This window comes from Bacteroides bouchesdurhonensis, assembly GCF_900155865.1.
GTDB classification, from domain to species: domain Bacteria; phylum Bacteroidota; class Bacteroidia; order Bacteroidales; family Bacteroidaceae; genus Bacteroides; species Bacteroides bouchesdurhonensis.
Map to the genome: position 1 here is coordinate 656,008 of NZ_LT707006.1, position 19,055 is coordinate 675,062.

Consider the following 19,055-nt stretch of genomic DNA (forward strand, 5'->3'; position numbering starts at 1 on the left):
GTAATTATACTATGATTTTGTATAAAAGCCAAATTGTATGATTAAACTTCCCTTTATCCTAACAGCCGCAACTGCGGCTGTTAGTGTTTCTGCACTCGCTCAGACTTGCAATACAAAGAAACCTAACATCATTGTAATCCTGGCAGATGATATGGGATACTCCGATATCGGGTGTTATGGTGGGGAAGTAGAAACTCCTAATTTAGATCGATTGGCTAAAAACGGACTTCGTTACCGGCAATTTTATAATGGTGCGAGAAGTTGTCCTACTCGTGCCAGTCTTTTAACGGGATTGTATGCTCACCAGGCAGGAATGGGATGGATGGCTGCTGCTGATATGCAACGCCCGTCTTATCAAGGATGCTTGAACAAAGAATGTATGACGATAGCGGAAGTGTTGAAAGGTTCCGGATATAGCACTTATATGAGTGGTAAATGGCATGTAAGTAGTGACCGCCAGAATGAGGGAGGTATTAAAGATAACTGGCCCAATCAGCGAGGATTTGATCGTTTTTATGGTATTGTAGGGGGAGCAGCCAATTACTTTAATACCACTTATAACTATAATAATGATCAATTCCAATCCCCTAAAGATGGAAGTTTCTACTTTACTCATGCTATCAGCGACAGTGCTACGGTTTTTATTCATCGTCATGATTACGAAAGATCTCCTTTGTTTTTATATCTTGCCTATACAGCTCCACACTGGCCTTTGCATGCTTTGCAAAAAGATATAGATAAATATGTGGAAGTATATAAAGCTGGCTGGGACCGTTTACGTGAAGAACGTTTCCGTAAGCAAAAAGCGATGGGGTTGTTTTCGAAAGATGCAAAGATGTCACCTCGTGATTCAAAAGTTCCTGCATGGGATAGTCTTTCAGAAACAGAGCAGAATGAGTTTGCTATGCGTATGGCGATCTATGCAGCTCAGATAGATGCGATGGATCAAGGCATAGGCAGAGTGATTGATGAACTCGAGAAAAGGGGGCAATTAGAGAATACAGTGATTATGTTTCTGAGTGATAATGGAGCATGTGCCGAATTTATCAGTGGAGGTAAGAGGAAAGCGGTGGATGGAAAGGAAGATACTTATGAGAGTTACCGCATTAATTGGGCAAACCTGAGTGACACCCCTTATAAAGAGTATAAACATCACACGAATGAAGGAGGAATTGCCACGCCGTTGATAGTGCACTATCCTGAAGGTATCAAGAAGAAAATGCGTAATTCGTTTATCGACCAGTATGGACATATCACAGACATTATGGCTACTTGTGTTGATCTAGGAAAGGCCGACTATCCACAATCGTATAAAGGACATAAAATTACTCCCATGCAGGGAGTTAGCCTGACTCCGGATTGGCAAGGGAAGAAAGCGGAAAGAGGTAAAACATTTTGGGAACATGAAGCCAACATTGCCGTAAGAGACGGCAAGTGGAAGATTGTCACCAAAGTGATGGAAGGAGAAACCTTTAGTGAAGACTCAATCAAATTGTATGATATAAAAAAGGATCCGACAGAGATGAATGATCTCTCCTCGAAATATCCCGAAAAAAAGTTAGAACTTTATGCTGCATGGAAACAATGGGCGGCAGAGGTTGGAGTTCTTCCTATGGATACTCGTTTTTACGGCGAACGTCAGCGTGACTACAAACGCGAATGTATAAATGGAGGATTTAGAGATAATTTCGGAGGTTGGGTATGCTCATCCGGCGAGAAAGCGAAAATTAAATTTTCTATTGATACTATGCAAGTTATCTCGGGAAAGAAAACGGCTAAGATTGAGATACTTAAATCGGGAGATATGCCTAGAATGGGATTCTTGAAATGGGAATTCAATGCGAATAAAGGTGAGAAGGTATCTGTTCGTTTTAAAGCGAAGTCATTGCAAAAATCGGATATGATTGTCAGGCTGGAAACAATGAGGAATTTGTCCGTCAAGTATATAGATAAGGTAGTTCCACTTACAGAGGACGTTCAGACTTTTGAATTTGAATCACAGGAGTTACCTTCGAGGGGAAGTTACCAGTTGGTGTTTTACGTCGGAAAATCGGAAGAAGGTACGATTTGGCTTGACGATATTGAGATGACATTTGGAAGAGATTGATACAGAAATATATAATACTTTAAAAGCTAGTTTATGAGTTGTAATTTGAGAAGACTATTTTCTTTGTTGCTATTTTGCAGTTGTGTGTCGTTTGTTTGTTATGGTACAAATGATGGAGTACCTCGGATAGATGAATCCTGTGATAAGGTGTCATCTAATTTGCCTATTGCTGATCCTTATATATTGAATTATGATGGTACATATTATGCCTATGGTACACATGGGAATGGTTTTGAGGTATATATATCAGATGATTTGAAACATTGGAAACAAGGAGAAAAATTGGCTCTTTCTCCAAAAGATTCTTGGGGAACAAGATGGTACTGGGCTCCTGAAGTATACTATGTAAAGTCGAAAAATAAGTTTTATATGTTTTATTCTGTAGACGAACATATTTGTGTCGCTACTTCAGATAGTCCCGAAGGTCCGTTTGTACAGGATAAGAAGGAACCGATCTGGGACGAAAAAAGTATTGATACCAGTCTGTTCATTGATGATGACGGTACTCCTTATCTCTATTTTGTACGTTTTACGGGTGGTAACGTAATCTGGGTAGCTGAAATGAAAGCTGACTTGAAAAGCATTAAGAAGAAAACTTTGAAACAATGCATTAGTGCTGAAGATGGGTGGGAGACGATTCGTGATAAAGTAGCAGAAGGTCCTTCTATACTTAAAAGGAACGGTACGTATTATTTAATTTATTCAGCCAACCATTATCAAAGTCAGGATTATGCAGTAGGATATGCAACAGCAACTTCACCACTAGGTCCTTGGAAGAAATATACCGGGAATCCTATTTTACGGAGAGATCAAAAAGTAGCTTCGGGATTGTTTGGTACGGGACATGGGGCACCATTTGTTTGCAATGACGGGAGTTATAAATATATCTTTCATGCTCATTGGAACGAGAGTAAAGTAGCTCCACGTACTTCGTTCATTGCTGATTTTACATTTTCGGATGATGGAGTAATTTCTATTGGTGGAGAACTTATTAGACCGGAAGTGGTGAAGTAGTATAGAGTATCTCTTTAAAAAGATAGATAGAAAGAAGCGAAACAATCTTTTCGTTTCAGTTGAACAGATTTGACGTGTAAAATTGCGTAATCCCCTTTACATAAAAGGAATTAAGCCGTTTGCTTAGTTGTTTTAAAGCTTTAATTAATGTTTTTTTTGAGATGGTAAATATCGTTTTGCGTACATGGTCCCATGGCTTCACGTACGTGGTCCTTTGGGTTCTCGTACGTCATCCGAATGGTTCACGTACGTGAAATGAGGATGTGTACCTTACAAAAAACACTAATCGAGCCTTGTCTGTATATTAAGGTTAGTAGTATTTGTTCTACTACATACCGTATTGGTGAGTAACAATTCTATTAATTAATAAAAAACGAGTAATATAATGGTTGCACATGATGGTTTTATGAGAAAATTCGATGAGAATGGAACGGAAAACTCTAGATTTGACATCTTTTAAAGTGTATCTAATGACCTGCCAGATTAATATTTATTATGTAATTAACTGCTGATTATTAGATGATTAAATAGTTAAAATAGTAGGGTGGAAGTGACAATAGAGATGTCTTGAACTTTTGTTGTCACTCTATTGTCACCGACTATTGTCACCAATTTATTATTGATTACCAGAGGTTTAGTTTCAAAAAGTGACAAATGACAATAAATAGCCACTTTATTTTCTCCAAGAGTATAAATGGATTATTCATGAGCCAGGTGTTTAGCTGTGATGCAAGAGGTAAATATGCTGTTGTCTTTTATAATATTGCTGTATAAGAGTCTTTTGTATTTTACTGAATTTCTGTACATTTGTCGTGTAGAATGCTAAGTCATAATATCTATCTTGGGATTATAAAATTAAAACAAACTTATAAAATGAAGAGATTATTTGGTTTTTTATTGTTTTGCTATTGCCTTATAGTGACGTGTGGTGCCGAAAATCGGGATGGTTCATTTCTGATTAATAAATCTGATGATATAATAGAAGATCGTTTGCCTATCGCTGATCCCTACGTGTTGTGTTATAATGATAAATACTATGCCTATGGTACAAATGTCGAAGGTTTTGAAGTTTATGTTTCAGATGACTTGAAACATTGGAAACGAGAGAGCAAGCTGGCATTGTCACCGAAAGATTCTTGGGGGACTACCTGGTTCTGGGCTCCTGAAGTATACTACATAAAGTCCAAAAATAAATTTTATATGTTCTACTCTGTAAATGAACATATTTGTGTCGCTACTTCTGATAGTCCTACAGGACCTTTTGTGCAGGATAAAAAAGAGCCTATCTGGGAGGAGAAAAGTATTGATACCAATCTATTTATTGATGATGACGGTACTCCTTATCTCTACTTTGTGCGCGTTGCCAATGGCAATGTTATTTGGGTAGCTGAGATGAATGCAGATTTGAAAAGTATTAAAGAAGAAACCCTGACAGAGTGTGTGAGAGCGGAGACTCCGTGGGAGCGTGTACAAGCTCATGTAGCAGAAGGACCTTCCGTCTTGAAAAAGAATGGTTTATACTATCTACTTTATTCTGCTAATGATTATAAAAGTAAGGATTATGCGGTAGGTTATGCTACTGCCTCTTCTCCATTCGGACCTTGGAAAAAGTATGATGGAAATCCAATATTGCACAAAGATAAAGACCCTACTATGAAGTTAGTCGGTACGGGACATGGTGCTCCTTTTATGTGTAAAGATGGGAGCTATAAATACATTTTCCATGCTCATTGGAGCCAAGAGAAAATACAACCACGTACCTCTTATTTTAAGAATCTTACTTTCTCGGATGATGGTGTGATAACTATAGATGGTGATCTCATTAGACCCGTAGTGGAGAAATAAGAGAATTGTTATTGGATGGTTGAACTGAACATATCATAAAATAGCAAAGAGAACAGGAGTTTTAAGTGTACTTAAAGATTCTGTTCTCTTTATTGCTACAGGTAATATCCTGTTATTGAATACTACATTTTTTATGTAAATCTTATCCTGCCCAGTTCTCTCTGTCCAGATTGCGATAACCGATTGCTTCTGCCAAGTGATTAGGAAGTATCTGTTCGCAACCTTCCAAGTCGGCGATGGTACGTGCTACTTTCAATATACGGTCATAAGCTCTGGCTGATAAATTGAGCCGGTCCATAGCAGTTCTTAATAATTGAAGTCCCTTTTCATCAGGATGCGCATAAGTGGCTAATAATTGGCTATTCATTTGTGCGTTACAATGTACTCCGGGAAAACCCTTATAGCGTTTTTCTTGTATTTGTCGTGCTTTCATCACACGCTCTCGGATTATAGCACTGGCTTCTCCCCGTCGCTGGTCGGAAATCTTGTCGAAAGGAACAGGCACAATTTCTATTTGGATATCAATCCGGTCAAGTAATGGACCGGAGATTTTATTTAAGTATTTCTGCACTTGTCCCGGACTGCAAACACAGGGCTTTGTCGGATGATTGTAATATCCGCAAGGGCAAGGATTCATGGATGCGATCAGCATTAGGCTAGCCGGATAATTTATACTGCTTCTGACACGAGAAATGGTAATGCATCTGTCCTCCAACGGCTGGCGTAATACTTCCAATACACTTCTTGAAAATTCAGGAAGTTCGTCTAGAAATAAAACCCCATTGTGAGCTAAACTGATTTCTCCGGGTTGTGGAAAACTACCTCCTCCTACCATTGCTACTTGAGAGATTGTGTGATGTGGTGCGCGGAATGGACGTTGTGTAATCAGCGAGGAGTTACGGTCCAATTTGCCTGCCACAGAGTGTATTTTTGTTGTTTCTAAACTTTCGCTTAGAGATAGTGGAGGCAAGATAGAGGGTAAGCGTTTAGCCATCATTGATTTACCACTCCCAGGAGCACCTACCATTATTAGGTTGTGTCCTCCGGATGCAGCTACTTCTAAAGCTCGTTTTACATTCTCTTGACCTTTGACGTCCGCAAAATCAAATTCAAAGTTACTTTGTTGGGCATAAAATTCTTCCCGCGTATTGACAATTGTCGGCTCTAGTTCCCGTTCATTATTGAAAAACTCGATAACTTCCTTAATATTACTTACTCCATAAACTTTTAGTTGATTAACAACAGCTGCCTCTCTCGCATTTTGTTGTGGAATAATTAGCCCCTCGAATCCATCCTCACGTGCTTTGATCGCAATAGGTAAAGCTCCTTTGATGGGTTGAATACTACCATCCAGACTGAGTTCACCCATTAATAAATAGCGTGAAAACTTTTCAGAGGATATCGTCTCACTGGCACCTAAAAGACCGATTGCAAGGGGCAAATCATAAGCAGAACCTTCTTTACGGATGTCAGCAGGGGCCATGTTGACTACTAAATTGCTGGTAGGCATTTTATAGCCATTAACTTGCAGTGCAGAGATAATGCGTTGATGACTTTCCTTTACCGCAGAATCCGGAAGGCCGACGAGATAAAACATGCAGCCCCGAGAGCTGTTTACTTCAATTGTGATGAGTGTTGCATCAATTCCTTGAACAGCCGCTCCGAAAACTTTGATTAACACGATGGCTAGCGATTATTTTTCTTTTTACTATTCTTTTCTTTTTCTTCTGCTTTGATAACTACCTCTTCCAATTTCTTTTTCAACTCTTGTCCATGCAGATTCTTAGCAACAATTTTTCCTTCTGGTGAGAGTAATACATTTGAAGGTAAATGTTTGATAGAATATTGTTTGGCAATATCTGAATTCATTCCGTTGAAGTCACATACTTGTTCCCAACTTAGACTATCTCGTTTGATAGCATTTTTCCATTGTTGCTTGTCAATATCGAGAGAAATGCCAAGAATATTTAGGTATTTACTCTTCTTATATGTTTGATAGAGTGCTTTTAGCTCTTTATTGTTTTGTTGGTTAGAAATGCTGTCTCCCCATGAAGCCCAAAAGTTGATTAATATATTCTTGTCTTTGAATCCTTCAGATGAACGGGAAATTTTTTCCCCTTTCTCATTAGGTAGGGTGAAGAATGGAGCATATTTACCTATTTCTGTCTTTTCAGCCTGAGCCATTGTTTCATTCAGACGTTCGATATATGACTTATCCTGCAACACTCCCGTCATGACTTCAATTAGCTTTTTAATCTTATTGAAATCAGGTGCATCCTTTTGAACAAAGTATTTATCCAATAGATAGAGACTTACGTATGAGGAATGATGCTGCTGTATAAACTCTTCGGCTTTTTGTTCCAGAATTTCAGCAGAAGGATTTCCTAACTCTCCTAATTCCTTTTGGAATTTGGAGAATTCTTCATTATATATATTTCCGTCAATGGAAAGAAGATTCGGATTAGCTATATCTCCTTTGATCGTGATTTTATTACCTTTATCAAAGAAAATGGGATATTCTGTCCGATTGTTGAATAGTAAATAAGCAGAAATGACTGTATCTACTTTTGTCGTAAAGGAGAATTTGCTATCCTTAGCATAAATCGTATCTATCTGGTCATACGATTCATCCATGCCATATAAGTAAATTGTATCTGTTCCCAAGCCGTTGATCTCTCCGGTGATATTGACTTTGTCCGAAATCTTTTTGCAACCGACTAAACAGATGATTATGAGGATTAAAATACTGCTCTTTTTCATTGCTTTGATTACTTTTCTGCGAAAGTACGGTTTTTTACAGATAAAAAAAAGAATTGCCCGCCATTTGTCATGACAGGCAATTCTTAATATTTAAAATAAGTGATAAATCTCTTATTTAGCAATGCTCATGAAATCTGCGTTAGTGAAGAACTTAGCAAATTCTAAGTCAGTTGCAGCTTTCTTAGCCAATGCAGGTTCTTTAGCAACAGCACTCTTCAAGCTGCTAATTACCATAGAAGCGTTGTTAGTTCTAGCACCCAAAACAGCCATCAAGTAGTCTGTGTAAGCATCCGGTCTTTGAACATTTGCCAAAGTGTTTTTAGCTTTGTTGTAGTCTTTTGCCAAGATCTGAGCCAAAGCAGCACTATTAGTCTTAGAGTCACCGAATGAGTTTACTGCTCTTTCGTATTGGCCTTGAGCGATGTATAGGTTACCCATTGATTCGCCAAGTTCTTTAGTACCGGCAGCTTTACCAAAGTAAGCTTCAGCAGCACCCTTGTCACCCTTCATCAAAGAGATCAAACCTAAGTTCATATTAACTTCAGGAGATGCATTTACGCTAGCAGCTTTCTTGAAGAAAGTTTCAGCTTTGTCAATGTTACCTGCTTGGTAAGCCAATTTACCAAGGTTGTTGAATGCACGGTAATCGCTTGGGAATTGTTTAGTAGCCTGAGTGTAGATAGCTTCTTGTTGAGAAGGATTGTTAGTCAATGTAGCAGCATACAGTAACTCTTCAATATTCAGTTCAGAAGGTTTAGAAGAAGCCAATTTAGTGATTTCTTCGTCAGACTTACCAATGATCTCATAATTCAATGTCAAACGAGAACGGCGCAATTGAGGTAAAATAGTGTTAGCCAATTCTTTGTATACAGCAGAGATGTTCTTGATTTCGCTTTCTCTTTGAGCTGGATCTTGATACATAGAGATTACACGAAGGATCAATTCTTTATCTTGGATGTTAGATTTAGAAACCAGTTCCTGGAATCCTTCCCAGTCCTGAGCAGTATATTTAGCATCCATAGGAACATCGATTTTGTCTTTCTTCAAATCTTTGCTCAACAGCTTAGTTGTATTGTCTTCACGATTTTCAGCAAGAGTAGTATTCAAACTTACACCACCATCAGGAGAAGCGTATGCAGAAACTTCGATGTTGCTGATTTTTTTGTTTTCAGCAGCGTTTACGTTAGCAACTTCTTTGTTGAATTCTTTAGCTTTCTTCAATTCGCTTGAACGGATGTTAGCTTGTTGGATAAGGAACATGATGTTAGATTCATGTTTTTCTTTGATGATACGTTGGAAAGCGTCTTCACCCAAAGCCGGGTTAGCATTAGCTAAAGTGTTGTTTACCAATTCAGAAGTCGAAATCACACCATCAGCGATTTTAACGGCAGGAATAGTAACCACTTTCTTTCCGATAGTAGCCTTGAACTCAAGGTAGAGTTCTGACTTAGCCATTGCAGGTACATAGTCGAAAGAGGTTTTCATAGTATAGCTACCACCCATCTTATAAGAGATAGTCTGATCGTTACCTTCTACTTTTTCACCTTGGAATGTAGCAGGTTGACCTTTAGCTTCGCCACCGTTCCATCTCAAAACCGGAGTAACTTCTACTACCGCTTTCTTGTTGAAATACTTTTCAGGGAATTTACCATTAATGGTTGCAGGAACTTTGCCACCAATAGCCTCCAGCACTTGCGGAGTTACAGTGAAGTAATCTGCTGACAATTCACCCATTTTTTTGCTGCAAGAAGAGAATAATGCAACAACCATTGCCATGAGTAAAGGCAAGTACAACTTCTTAGTCATTTTAGGTATAAAATTAAATGTTTGTAATTGAAATTTCGCCTATTTGATCACTTTTGCTGCCTAAGGTAGAAAAAGTAGGGCAAAGATATTAATTCTTAATATAATTATATAGATAAGGTCCTGATTTTATCATAATTTAATAAAAACTTCCTCCTTTTTCTTGCCGATACTTAATATTTCGGGGGTGATGCTCAATTATCTCACTACGAAGCATATTGCGGTCGATGTGTGTATAGATTTCAGTTGTTGCTATCGACTCATGTCCCAGCATGCATTGGATGGCTCGTAAATTGGCACCTCCTTCCAATAAGTGGGTGGCAAAGGAGTGGCGAAATGTATGCGGACTAATGTTTTTGGTAATACCTGCTTCTTGTGATAATTCTTTTATCATGTGGAATACCATAATTCTCGAAAGAGATTTGCCTCTTCGTTGGCTGACAAAGACAAAATCTTCGTAGCCTTGTTTAATATTTATTTGGTTTCGGTCAATAAAATAAAGTTTTATTTCGTTAATTGCTCGGGGAGAGATGGGGACGAGACGCTGTTTGCTGCCTTTTCCCTCCACTTTAATAAAACCTTCGTCAAAATAAAGGTCAGAAAGTTTGAGATTGACGAGCTCGGATACACGCAGTCCGCAACTATATAATGTCTCCAGGATAGCTCTGTTTCGTTGTCCTTCTGTTTTGCTGCGATCTACTGTGGAAATAATGGTGTCAATTTCTTCAACAGTTAGTACTTCGGGGATCTTGAAGCCGATCTTAGGACCTTCGAGTAGTTCACTGGGATCAGCTTGCAGATAATCAGACAGAATTAGAAATCGGAAAAAAGACTTGATACCTGATAGAATTCGTGCTTGGGAACGGGGATGAATACCGATGTCATGTAACCCGGCAGTGAAATGTTGAAGATCTGCCAGACTTACTTCTAAAACATTGATACCTTCAAGGGCTAGGAAACTCATGAGTTTATCCAGGTCGGTAAGATAGGCGTCCAATGTGTTGGGAGATAAAGACTTTTCCAGTTTCAAGTATTGTTGATACTTTCTGATTATCAGTGCTTGTTGTTCCTTCTTTTGCATTTTTTCGTTGATTTCCATTTCTTTTTTCTACCTTTGCTCCGCAAAAATAGGCTGCAACTCAGCAGAATACAAATAAATTTGTTTCTGCATTCGGTTTGCACTATCTTTGCACCTTGAAATATTGTTCTTTGGATGCAAAGGTATTAAAAAAACAGGATTACGTGATGAGGATACAAATTATTAACGGCCCGAACATTAATCTGTTGGGTAAACGTGAACCTTCCATATACGGAAGTGTTACATTTGAAGACTATCTGTCTGAACTTCGTAAAAAGTATGCTGACGTGGAGATCGACTATTTTCAATCGAACATTGAGGGAGAAATGATTGACTGCATTCAGCAAGTCGGATTTGATGTTGATGGGATTATCCTGAATGCTGGTGCATATACACATACGTCCATAGCATTGCAGGATGCCATTCGTTCTGTGACCTCCCCTGTGATAGAGGTGCATATATCTAATGTACATAGTCGTGAATCCTTCCGGCATGTGTCCATGATTGCTTGTGCCTGCAAAGGAGTGATCTGCGGTTTCGGGCTGAACTCTTATCGTTTGGCTTTGGAAGCTTTATTAGAAAATATATAAGATAATAATATAAATAGGTAAAAGGATTATGTTACTGAAACAGACTAAGATTGTTGCTTCTATTTCGGACAGACGTTGTGATGTGGATTTTATCAAACAATTGTTTGATGCTGGGATGAATGTGGTACGTATGAATACGGCTCATGCCAGCCGTGAAGGTTTTGAAGCTTTAATTGCAAATGTGCGGGCGGTATCTAACCGTATTGCGATATTAATGGATACGAAAGGTCCTGAAGTGCGTACAACTGCCAATGCTGAACCGATTCCATATAAAATAGGTGAAAAAGTTAGGATTGTAGGTAATCCGGATTTGGAGACTACTCGCGAATGCATTGCCGTTTCGTATCCGAACTTTGTACACGACCTGAATATTGGTGGTACTATTTTGATTGATGACGGTGATTTGGAATTGGAAGTTATTGATAAAACGGTCGATTATCTCCTTTGTGAAGTGAAAAACGAAGCAACTCTGGGAAGTCGTAAGAGTGTAAATGTACCGGGTGTTCGTATCAACCTTCCTTCATTGACTGAAAAAGATCGTAACAATATCTTGTATGCTATTGAAAAGGATATTGACTTTATAGCGCACTCTTTTGTTCGTAATCGTCAGGATGTGCTTGATATTCGCACAATATTGGATGCTCATAACAGTGATATCAAGATCATTGCCAAGATTGAAAATCAAGAGGGTGTGGATAATATCGACGAGATTCTTGAAGTGGCTGATGGGGTGATGGTTGCTCGTGGTGACTTGGGGATTGAAGTTCCGCAGGAACGTATTCCGGGTATTCAGCGTGTGTTGATCCGTAAGTGTATTCTTGCTAAAAAACCTGTAATCGTTGCTACTCAAATGTTGCATACGATGATTAATAATCCTCGTCCGACTCGTGCTGAAGTGACTGATATTGCCAATGCTATTTATTACCGTACAGATGCTTTGATGCTAAGCGGCGAGACTGCTTATGGTAAATATCCTGTTGAGGCGGTGAAAACTATGACCAAAATTGCTGCTCAGGCTGAAAAAGATAAATTGGAAGAAAACGACATACGTATTCCATTGGATGAAAATAGTAATGATGTGACTGCATTCCTTGCTAAACAGGCTGTGAAAGCAACTTCTAAGCTTAAGATTCGTGCTATTATTACTGATAGTTATAGTGGACGTACAGCTCGTAATCTGGCTGCTTTCCGTGGCAAATATCCAGTATTAGCTATTTGCTATAAAGAAAAGACAATGCGCCATTTGGCTCTTTCTTATGGTGTGGAAGCTATTTATATGCCAGAGCTTGCTAACGGACAGGAATATTATTTTGCTGCTTTGCGTCGTCTGTTGAAAGAAGGACGTTTATGTCCGACAGATATGGTGGGTTATTTGAGCAGTGGAAAGGAGGGCACTCAGACTTCCTTCCTTGAAATCAATGTGGTAGAAGATGCGTTGAAGCATGCAGAAGATACTGTGTTGCCTAATAATAACCGTTATTTGTAAAGAACAGTTTTATGCAAGAGACTGAATCTATTGACGAATATATTTTACAGCATATAGATGCGGAAAGTGATTATCTGAAAGCACTTTACCGGGATACGCATGTGAAACTACTTCGTCCCCGTATGGCTTCCGGGCATTTACAGGGAAGAATGTTGAAAATGTTTGTGGAGATGATTCGGCCTCGGCAGATCTTGGAGATCGGAACGTATAGCGGGTATTCTGCTCTTTGCTTGGCAGAAGGTTTACAGCCGGGTGGAATGTTGCATACGTTTGAAATCAATGATGAACAAGAAGATTTTACTCGTCCGTGGTTAGAGAATTCTCCGTTTACGGATAAAATCCGTTTCTATATAGGTGATGCTTTAGAGCTTGTTCCCGATCTGGGTATCACGTTTGATCTGGCTTTTATCGATGGAGATAAACGTAAATATATAGAATATTATGAAATGACATTGGCACATCTCTCCGACGGTGGGTATATCATTGCTGACAATACATTATGGGACGGTCATGTACTTGAACAACCTCGTAATACGGATACACAAACTATTGGTATTAAGGCATTCAATGATTTGCTTGTCGGTGATGAACGGGTGGAAAAAGTCATTTTACCTTTGCGTGACGGATTGACTATTATAAGAAAAAAGTAAAAAAAGGAGTAAATTTATGGAAACAACCAGACAGAATAAGATTTCTCGCCTGTTGCAAAAAGAACTGAGCGAGATATTCCTGTTGCAAACTAAGGCAATGCATGGAACCTTAGTGTCGGTAAGTGCAGTACGTATCAGTCCTGATATGAGCATTGCTCGTGTTTATCTCAGCATATTTCCCTCTGAGAAAGCAGAAGATATGGTGAAAAATATTAATGAAAATATGAGATCCATCCGTTATGAGCTTGGAACTCGTGTGCGTCATCAGCTACGTATCATTCCGGAACTGAAGTTCTTTGTGGATGATTCTTTGGATTATATCGAAAAGATTGATTCATTGTTGAAGTGAATTTTCCTTTCTATATAGCCAAGCGTTATCTTCTTTCTAAAAAGAAACATAATGCTATTAATATCATTTCCGGCATTTCTGTGTGCGGAGTAGCTTTTGCTACGCTTGCTTTAGTCTGTACTCTTTCTGTTTTCAATGGATTCCAGGATATGGTAGCGAGCTTTTTCACAGCATTCGATCCGGAACTGAAAATTACTGTACGTGAAGGTAAAGTGTTTGATGGACAGGATGAACGGATTCGTGCGGTATCTGTTTTGCCTGAAATAGATGTCTTTTCAGAATCACTCGAAGAGAATGCAATGGTACAGTATAAAGATCGTCAGGCTATGGTAGTTCTTAAAGGAGTGGAAGATAACTTTAACCGGTTGACTGCAATTGATAGTCTCCTCTATGGAGCCGGAGAATTTTTACTCCATGATTCGATTGCGGATTATGGGATTATGGGGGTGGAATTAGTGGCAACGCTGGGTACAGGATTGCAATTTGTTGATCCTTTGCAGGTATATCTTCCTAAAAGGAATGTGAAAGTAAATATGGCGAATCCGGGAGCATCTTTCAATCATGATTATCTTTATTCTCCGGGCATTGTTTTCTCTGTAAATCAGCAGCAATATGATGCTAAATATATTCTTACTTCTCTTGATTTCTTGCGTCATTTGTTGGATTATACAACAGAAGTTTCTGCCATTGAACTGAAATTGAAGCCCAACGTGAATCTCTCTTCCGTGCAAGCTAATATAGAGAAAATATTGGGAAGTGATTTTGTAGTGCAAAACCGTTATCAACAACAAGAAGATGTATTTCGTATTATGGAGATTGAGAAATTAGTCTCTTATCTGCTTATGACATTTATTTTAATGATTGCTTGTTTTAATGTGATAGGCTCGCTTTCTATGTTGATATTGGATAAGAAAGATGATGTTGTCACATTGCGTAGCCTTGGGGCAAGTGATAAAATGATTTCTCGGATATTCTTGTTTGAAGGACGGCTTATCTCTCTTTTCGGTGCTCTTTCCGGTATTATTTTGGGATTGATTTTATGTTTCATTCAAGATAAGTTTGGCATCATAGCCCTTGGTGGTGGAAATGGTACTTTTGTGGTAGATGCTTATCCTGTGAGTGTTCATGCCTGGGATATTGTGCTTGTTCTTGTGACTGTGTTGGCTGTCGGATTCCTTTCTGTATGGTATCCAGTACGTTATTTAAGTAAACGGCTCTTATGATGTTTCTAGAAAGAGTACTTATTATATTAGGCATTATAATGTTTCCTATTTAGAATTCTGGAAATATTAGGTACAAATTAATATAAAATGCTTTTATGAATCTATCTTCAACGAAAAGAAAAACAATATGGCAGATATGTCTCTTGTTTTCGTTTATCTCCGTATCCGTACAAACGTCTGCTCAAATAAGTGATTCCATATACACATTCAAGGCAGGACGGTTGGAACGCACTTACTACCTTCACAAGCCTATTGATTTGGCAGAAGATGCACCACTCGTTTTTGTATTGCATGGATATGGTGGTAATGCGCGATTTCGTGAGCATTCTATTCTAGATTCCTTAGCCGATCAGAAAGGGTTTGTTGTTTGTTATCCGCAGGGGATAAAAGACGGCAGAGGAAAGACTTGTTGGAATGTTGGCTATCCGTTCCAAGAAGATATGACTGTCGATGATGTGGATTTTTTATGTAAACTGGCACGACATTTGCAGAAAAAGTATCAGCTGAGCAAAGTAAATACGTTTTGTACCGGACTTTCGAATGGTGGAGAGATGTGCTATTTATTGGCGTATGAAAAACCTGATGTCTTTTCTGCTGTAGCTCCCATAGCGGGATTAACTCTGGTCTGGATGAATAAAACACTCAAATGTCGAAAACCGATTTCATTGTTTGAAGTACATGGGACAGAAGACAGGACTTCAGAATGGTGCGGTGATCCAACTAATAAAGGTGGTTGGGGGGCTTATATGGCTGTGCCTTTAGCGGTGGGTTACTGGGCTGCACAAAATCATTGTACCTATGAAGTCACAGATACGCTTCTGGTCAAAAAGAACAAAAATGATCACTATGTTATTACCCATAAATATATGGGAGGTGATAATGAAAATGAGGTTTGGCTGTATGAGGTCGTGAATGGTAAACATGGATGGGCTTTGCAAGATTTAAATACATTTGAAGAGATCTGGAGTTTTTTTGAGAGATGTATGAAATAGTCTAAGTTTGAAATTGGAAGAGTATGATATTAGGGTTTAATTGATTTAATAATAAAGGCGTAGTTGAGATTTTGTTCTCAAATCTACGCCTTCTATTTTTATATCATAGATGGGAGTTATTTTACTTCCCAAGTATCGTTGGTCATCAATAGTTCCTGGAAATTGTGATATTTCTTTTTGCCTTTAACTTCCTCAATCTGTTGATCGATTGCATCGTTGTATGTTGGGGCTTCTATATCACGAATCACACCTAGTGCAATCGGGAAGTCGGGACCTTCCATCAATGCGAGCTTTAATTGCAATGTGTTATCTTGGCAATGAGCGTCATGCACCAGAATATCTTTTTCTGTTACACCATTCTCACCAAGTTTTACGACTTTCAGTCCGAAACCTTCCTGCATCAATCCGAACTCCTTGTTTTCACCAAATAACATCGGTTTGCCATGTTCCAAATAAATAGCATTCTTAGCACGTCCTTCTTTCGTTGCTACGGAGGCATGTGTACCATCGTTGAAAATAACACAGTTCTGAAGAACTTCAACTACTGACGCACCTTTATGATGAGCAGCTTTTTTCAACACTTCTACAGTTGCAGCAGCATCTACAGCTACACAGCGTGCAAAGAAACGTCCACGAGCTCCGAATGTGAGTTCTGCCGGGCGGAACGGATCTTCCACAGTGCCATAAGGAGAAGACTTGCTGACGAATCCACGAGCTGAAGTCGGTGAGTATTGCCCTTTTGTTAGGCCATAAATACGATTGTTCAACATAATCATATTTAAATCGATGTTACGGCGAATAGCATGGATAAAGTGGTTTCCACCAATTGCCAGACCGTCACCATCACCGGAAATCTGCCAGATGGTCAAATGGGGATTGGCCACTTTTGCGCCAGTTGCTATGGCTGCAGCACGTCCGTGAATAGTGTGGAATCCATAAGTATTCACATAGTAAGGCAAACGGGAAGAGCAACCGATACCTGAGATTACGGCGATATCGTGTGGAGCTACTCCCAGTTCGGCCATAGCTTTGTGCAGTGAGTTCAGGAAAGCGTGGTCACCACATCCCGGACACCAGCGAGGCTGACCTGATTTATAATCTTGCATGGTATATACTGTTTCGCTCATCTCTTATTCCTCCAATAATTTAGTGAATGCATCTATCAATTCTCTTGTAACGAAAGGTTGTCCTTTTACTTGATTGAACTGGCTGATGTTTAATCCGGGTATCTTCATCCGCAGATAACCGGCAAACTGTCCCAAGTTCTGCTCTGCTACGATAATTTTCTTGTATTTACGTAGTACGTCGGCTGTATTTTTGGGGAGCGGATTGATGTATTGGAAGTGAGCAAAAGCCACTTTCTTTCCATGATCACGCATAAAGTCCATAGCCAGACGGAGATGTCCGTAAGTTCCTCCCCAACCAACGATCAGAAGATCTGCATCCTCGTCACCTAACACCTTCAGTTCAGGGATAGAATCCGCAATTTTATCTACTTTTGCTTGGCGAAGGTGTACCATCTTGTCATGGTTTTCCGGTTCAGTGGAGATCGCACCAGTTTCGTTGCTTTTCTCAAGGCCACCGATACGGTGCATAAAGCCTTCTGTTCCCGGAACAGCCCAATAACGTACTCCTGTTTTCTCGTTACGTTGGTATGGAGTCCATTTGCCAGCCATATCAGGAGTAACGTAGGGAGGATTGATGGATGGATATTCGTCCAAATTGGGAAGTTTCCAAGCTGCAGAACCATTAGCGATGAAAGCATCAGTCAGCAATACGACCGGAGTCATGTGTTCCAGTGCTATTTTGGCAGCCATATATGCGGAATCGAAACAGTTAGTGGGAGAAGTTGCGGCAATGACAGGCATTGGGCTTTCACCATTACGTCCGTAAAGTGCTTGCAATAAATCAGTTTGTTCAGACTTAGTTGGCATACCGGTGGATGGACCACCACGTTGTACATTTACAATAACCAATGGAAGTTCTCCAATCACAGCAAGGTTCATTGCCTCACTTTTTAGACAGACACCTGGACCGGATGTGGTTGTAACTGCCAAAGCACCGGCAAATGCAGCACCTACAGCTGAAGCACAGCCTGCAATTTCATCCTCGCATTGTACGGTTTTTATTCCCAGAGATTTATGTTTAGCTAATTCGTGCAGAATATCAGTTGCCGGAGTGATAGGATAAGAACCTAGATAAAGATCCAAACCTGCCTTTTCAGCAGCTGCAATCAGTCCGTATGACGTTGCCTTATTACCATTAATATCCGTATAAAGTCCCTTTGACTTTGGAGCCTTACTTTCTATCTTATAAGTAGAAATAGAAGCGTGTGTATTAGCTCCGTAGTTGTAACCATCGTTTAATACCTTAATATTAGCTTCTGCAATTTCAGGCTTTTTAGCGAACTTCTCACGCAACATCTTTTCAGCTGCTGACAGGTTACGGTTGAACAGCCAGCAAACCAATCCGAGTGCGAACATATTTTTACAACGGAGGATTGTTTTGTTGTCTAGTCCGGAATCCTTCAGGCTCTCTTTACACATGGAAGAGATAGGAACTTCCAGTATTTCTTGTTTGATGCCTAATTCTTCAAAAGGGTTGTTAGTCGTGAATTTGGCTTTTTCCAGATCTCTGGCTTCGAATGAGTCGGAGTCGGTAATGATCAATCCTTGCGGTTTACAGAATTTGATTTGAGTTTTCAGTGCTGACGGGTTCATTGCTACTAATACGTGACAACGATCTCCTGGAGTATATACTTGTCCGGCACCTACATGGATTTGGAAACCGGAAACACCGGTGAGTGAACCTTGCGGGGCGCGGATATCTGCCGGATAGTCAGGAAATGTACAGATGTCATTACCTACTGTCGCCGACACGTTCGAGAAGATGTTGCCGGCTAGCTGCATACCGTCGCCGGAGTCGCCGGAGAAACGTACTACTACTTCCTCCAATTCTTTAACCATCATTTCGTCTGCCATAACTTTAATTACTATATTTAATTTAAAAATTGATTTTGCTTTCAATTTGTGAGCGCAAAGGTCGGAAAGTTAATCGAATTATCAAAATAAATCGACCTTTATTGTCCTATTGACGCTATAGATTTGAAATAACTGAAAGGAAGCTGTATTTTTATTCTTGTTAAATCAACAGAAACC

15 protein-coding genes are annotated in these 19,055 nt (G+C 39.4%); 9 read left to right on the plus strand and 6 right to left on the minus strand.

The window, feature by feature from the left end:
* The first annotated feature begins 37 nt into the window (after positions 1-37).
* From CZ225_RS02465 to CZ225_RS02475, 3 genes are all read left to right on the plus strand, one after another.
* Complete coding sequence (locus tag CZ225_RS02465) at positions 38-2,107, plus strand: arylsulfatase (protein WP_077152857.1); 2,070 nt, start codon at positions 38-40, stop codon at positions 2,105-2,107.
* Positions 2,108-2,140: 33 nt separating this feature from the next.
* Positions 2,141-3,121 (plus strand): glycoside hydrolase family 43 protein, encoded by a 981-nt coding sequence (locus CZ225_RS02470; RefSeq protein ID WP_077152858.1) that lies wholly within the window; start codon positions 2,141-2,143, stop codon positions 3,119-3,121.
* Between the two features lie 873 nt (positions 3,122-3,994).
* Positions 3,995-4,966 carry a glycoside hydrolase family 43 protein gene (locus tag CZ225_RS02475; protein WP_077152859.1) on the plus strand — a complete coding sequence of 324 codons (972 nt, stop codon included), beginning with the start codon at positions 3,995-3,997 and terminating at the stop codon, positions 4,964-4,966.
* A 142-nt stretch (positions 4,967-5,108) separates the two neighbouring features.
* Here the strand turns inward: CZ225_RS02475 and CZ225_RS02480 are convergent, their stop codons facing one another.
* The 4 genes from CZ225_RS02480 to xerD form a co-directional block, all read right to left on the minus strand.
* Positions 5,109-6,647 (minus strand): YifB family Mg chelatase-like AAA ATPase, encoded by a 1,539-nt coding sequence (locus CZ225_RS02480; RefSeq protein ID WP_077152860.1) that lies wholly within the window; start codon positions 6,645-6,647, stop codon positions 5,109-5,111.
* 5 nt (positions 6,648-6,652) lie between these two features.
* Positions 6,653-7,726: a TlpA disulfide reductase family protein gene (locus CZ225_RS02485; protein ID WP_077152861.1), complete on the minus strand. Its 1,074-nt coding sequence runs from the start codon at positions 7,724-7,726 to the stop codon at positions 6,653-6,655.
* Between the two features lie 111 nt (positions 7,727-7,837).
* The gene (locus CZ225_RS02490; RefSeq protein WP_077152862.1) at positions 7,838-9,532 is read right to left on the minus strand and encodes a tetratricopeptide repeat protein; all 1,695 of its coding nucleotides are present in this window, start codon (positions 9,530-9,532) and stop codon (positions 7,838-7,840) included.
* Positions 9,533-9,668: 136 nt separating this feature from the next.
* A complete protein-coding gene (gene xerD, locus CZ225_RS02495) occupies positions 9,669-10,628 on the minus strand; it encodes a site-specific tyrosine recombinase XerD (protein ID WP_077152863.1) in 960 nt (319 codons plus the stop codon).
* Positions 10,629-10,774: 146 nt separating this feature from the next.
* On the opposite strand from xerD, the gene aroQ reads away from it, so the two are divergent.
* From aroQ to CZ225_RS02525, 6 genes are all read left to right on the plus strand, one after another.
* Positions 10,775-11,197 carry a type II 3-dehydroquinate dehydratase gene (aroQ, locus tag CZ225_RS02500; RefSeq protein ID WP_077152864.1) on the plus strand — a complete coding sequence of 141 codons (423 nt, stop codon included), beginning with the start codon at positions 10,775-10,777 and terminating at the stop codon, positions 11,195-11,197.
* Between the two features lie 28 nt (positions 11,198-11,225).
* Positions 11,226-12,683: a pyruvate kinase gene (gene pyk, locus CZ225_RS02505; protein ID WP_077152865.1), complete on the plus strand. Its 1,458-nt coding sequence runs from the start codon at positions 11,226-11,228 to the stop codon at positions 12,681-12,683.
* 11 nt (positions 12,684-12,694) lie between these two features.
* The gene (locus tag CZ225_RS02510) at positions 12,695-13,333 is read left to right on the plus strand and encodes an O-methyltransferase (RefSeq protein WP_077152866.1); all 639 of its coding nucleotides are present in this window, start codon (positions 12,695-12,697) and stop codon (positions 13,331-13,333) included.
* 16 nt (positions 13,334-13,349) lie between these two features.
* Positions 13,350-13,682 carry a 30S ribosome-binding factor RbfA gene (rbfA, locus tag CZ225_RS02515; protein WP_077152867.1) on the plus strand — a complete coding sequence of 111 codons (333 nt, stop codon included), beginning with the start codon at positions 13,350-13,352 and terminating at the stop codon, positions 13,680-13,682.
* Entirely contained in the window at positions 13,679-14,905 is a 1,227-nt protein-coding gene (locus tag CZ225_RS02520) for an FtsX-like permease family protein (RefSeq protein WP_077152868.1), read from the plus strand. Before rbfA ends, CZ225_RS02520 begins: the two co-directional genes overlap by 4 nt.
* Positions 14,906-15,000: 95 nt before the next feature.
* Positions 15,001-15,897, plus strand: coding sequence for a CE1 family esterase (locus CZ225_RS02525; RefSeq protein ID WP_077152869.1), 897 nt, complete (start codon positions 15,001-15,003; stop codon positions 15,895-15,897).
* 116 nt (positions 15,898-16,013) lie between these two features.
* Here CZ225_RS02525 and CZ225_RS02530 read toward each other — a convergent pair whose 3' ends face one another.
* Together CZ225_RS02530 and CZ225_RS02535 are read right to left on the minus strand one after the other, a co-directional pair.
* A complete protein-coding gene (locus CZ225_RS02530) occupies positions 16,014-17,024 on the minus strand; it encodes a 2-oxoacid:ferredoxin oxidoreductase subunit beta (protein ID WP_077152870.1) in 1,011 nt (336 codons plus the stop codon).
* 3 nt (positions 17,025-17,027) lie between these two features.
* Positions 17,028-18,878, minus strand: a complete 1,851-nt coding sequence (locus tag CZ225_RS02535; RefSeq protein ID WP_077152871.1) for a 2-oxoacid:acceptor oxidoreductase subunit alpha — start codon at positions 18,876-18,878, stop codon at positions 17,028-17,030.
* Positions 18,879-19,055 lie beyond the last annotated feature (177 nt).

Bases quoted from the DNA above. Each gene is read 5' to 3' on its own strand.
- CZ225_RS02525 (WP_077152869.1), top strand. From the start codon at position 15,001: ATGAATCTATCTTCAACGAAAAGAAAAACAATATGGCAGATATGTCTC.
- CZ225_RS02490 (WP_077152862.1), bottom strand. From the start codon at position 9,532: ATGACTAAGAAGTTGTACTTGCCTTTACTCATGGCAATGGTTGTTGCA.
- pyk (WP_077152865.1), top strand. From the start codon at position 11,226: ATGTTACTGAAACAGACTAAGATTGTTGCTTCTATTTCGGACAGACGT.
- CZ225_RS02475 (WP_077152859.1), top strand. From the start codon at position 3,995: ATGAAGAGATTATTTGGTTTTTTATTGTTTTGCTATTGCCTTATAGTG.
- CZ225_RS02465 (WP_077152857.1), top strand. From the start codon at position 38: ATGATTAAACTTCCCTTTATCCTAACAGCCGCAACTGCGGCTGTTAGT.
- CZ225_RS02485 (WP_077152861.1), bottom strand. From the start codon at position 7,726: ATGAAAAAGAGCAGTATTTTAATCCTCATAATCATCTGTTTAGTCGGT.
- rbfA (WP_077152867.1), top strand. From the start codon at position 13,350: ATGGAAACAACCAGACAGAATAAGATTTCTCGCCTGTTGCAAAAAGAA.
- CZ225_RS02510 (WP_077152866.1), top strand. From the start codon at position 12,695: ATGCAAGAGACTGAATCTATTGACGAATATATTTTACAGCATATAGAT.
- CZ225_RS02535 (WP_077152871.1), bottom strand. From the start codon at position 18,878: ATGGCAGACGAAATGATGGTTAAAGAATTGGAGGAAGTAGTAGTACGT.
- aroQ (WP_077152864.1), top strand. From the start codon at position 10,775: ATGAGGATACAAATTATTAACGGCCCGAACATTAATCTGTTGGGTAAA.
- xerD (WP_077152863.1), bottom strand. From the start codon at position 10,628: ATGGAAATCAACGAAAAAATGCAAAAGAAGGAACAACAAGCACTGATA.
- CZ225_RS02530 (WP_077152870.1), bottom strand. From the start codon at position 17,024: ATGAGCGAAACAGTATATACCATGCAAGATTATAAATCAGGTCAGCCT.
- CZ225_RS02470 (WP_077152858.1), top strand. From the start codon at position 2,141: ATGAGTTGTAATTTGAGAAGACTATTTTCTTTGTTGCTATTTTGCAGT.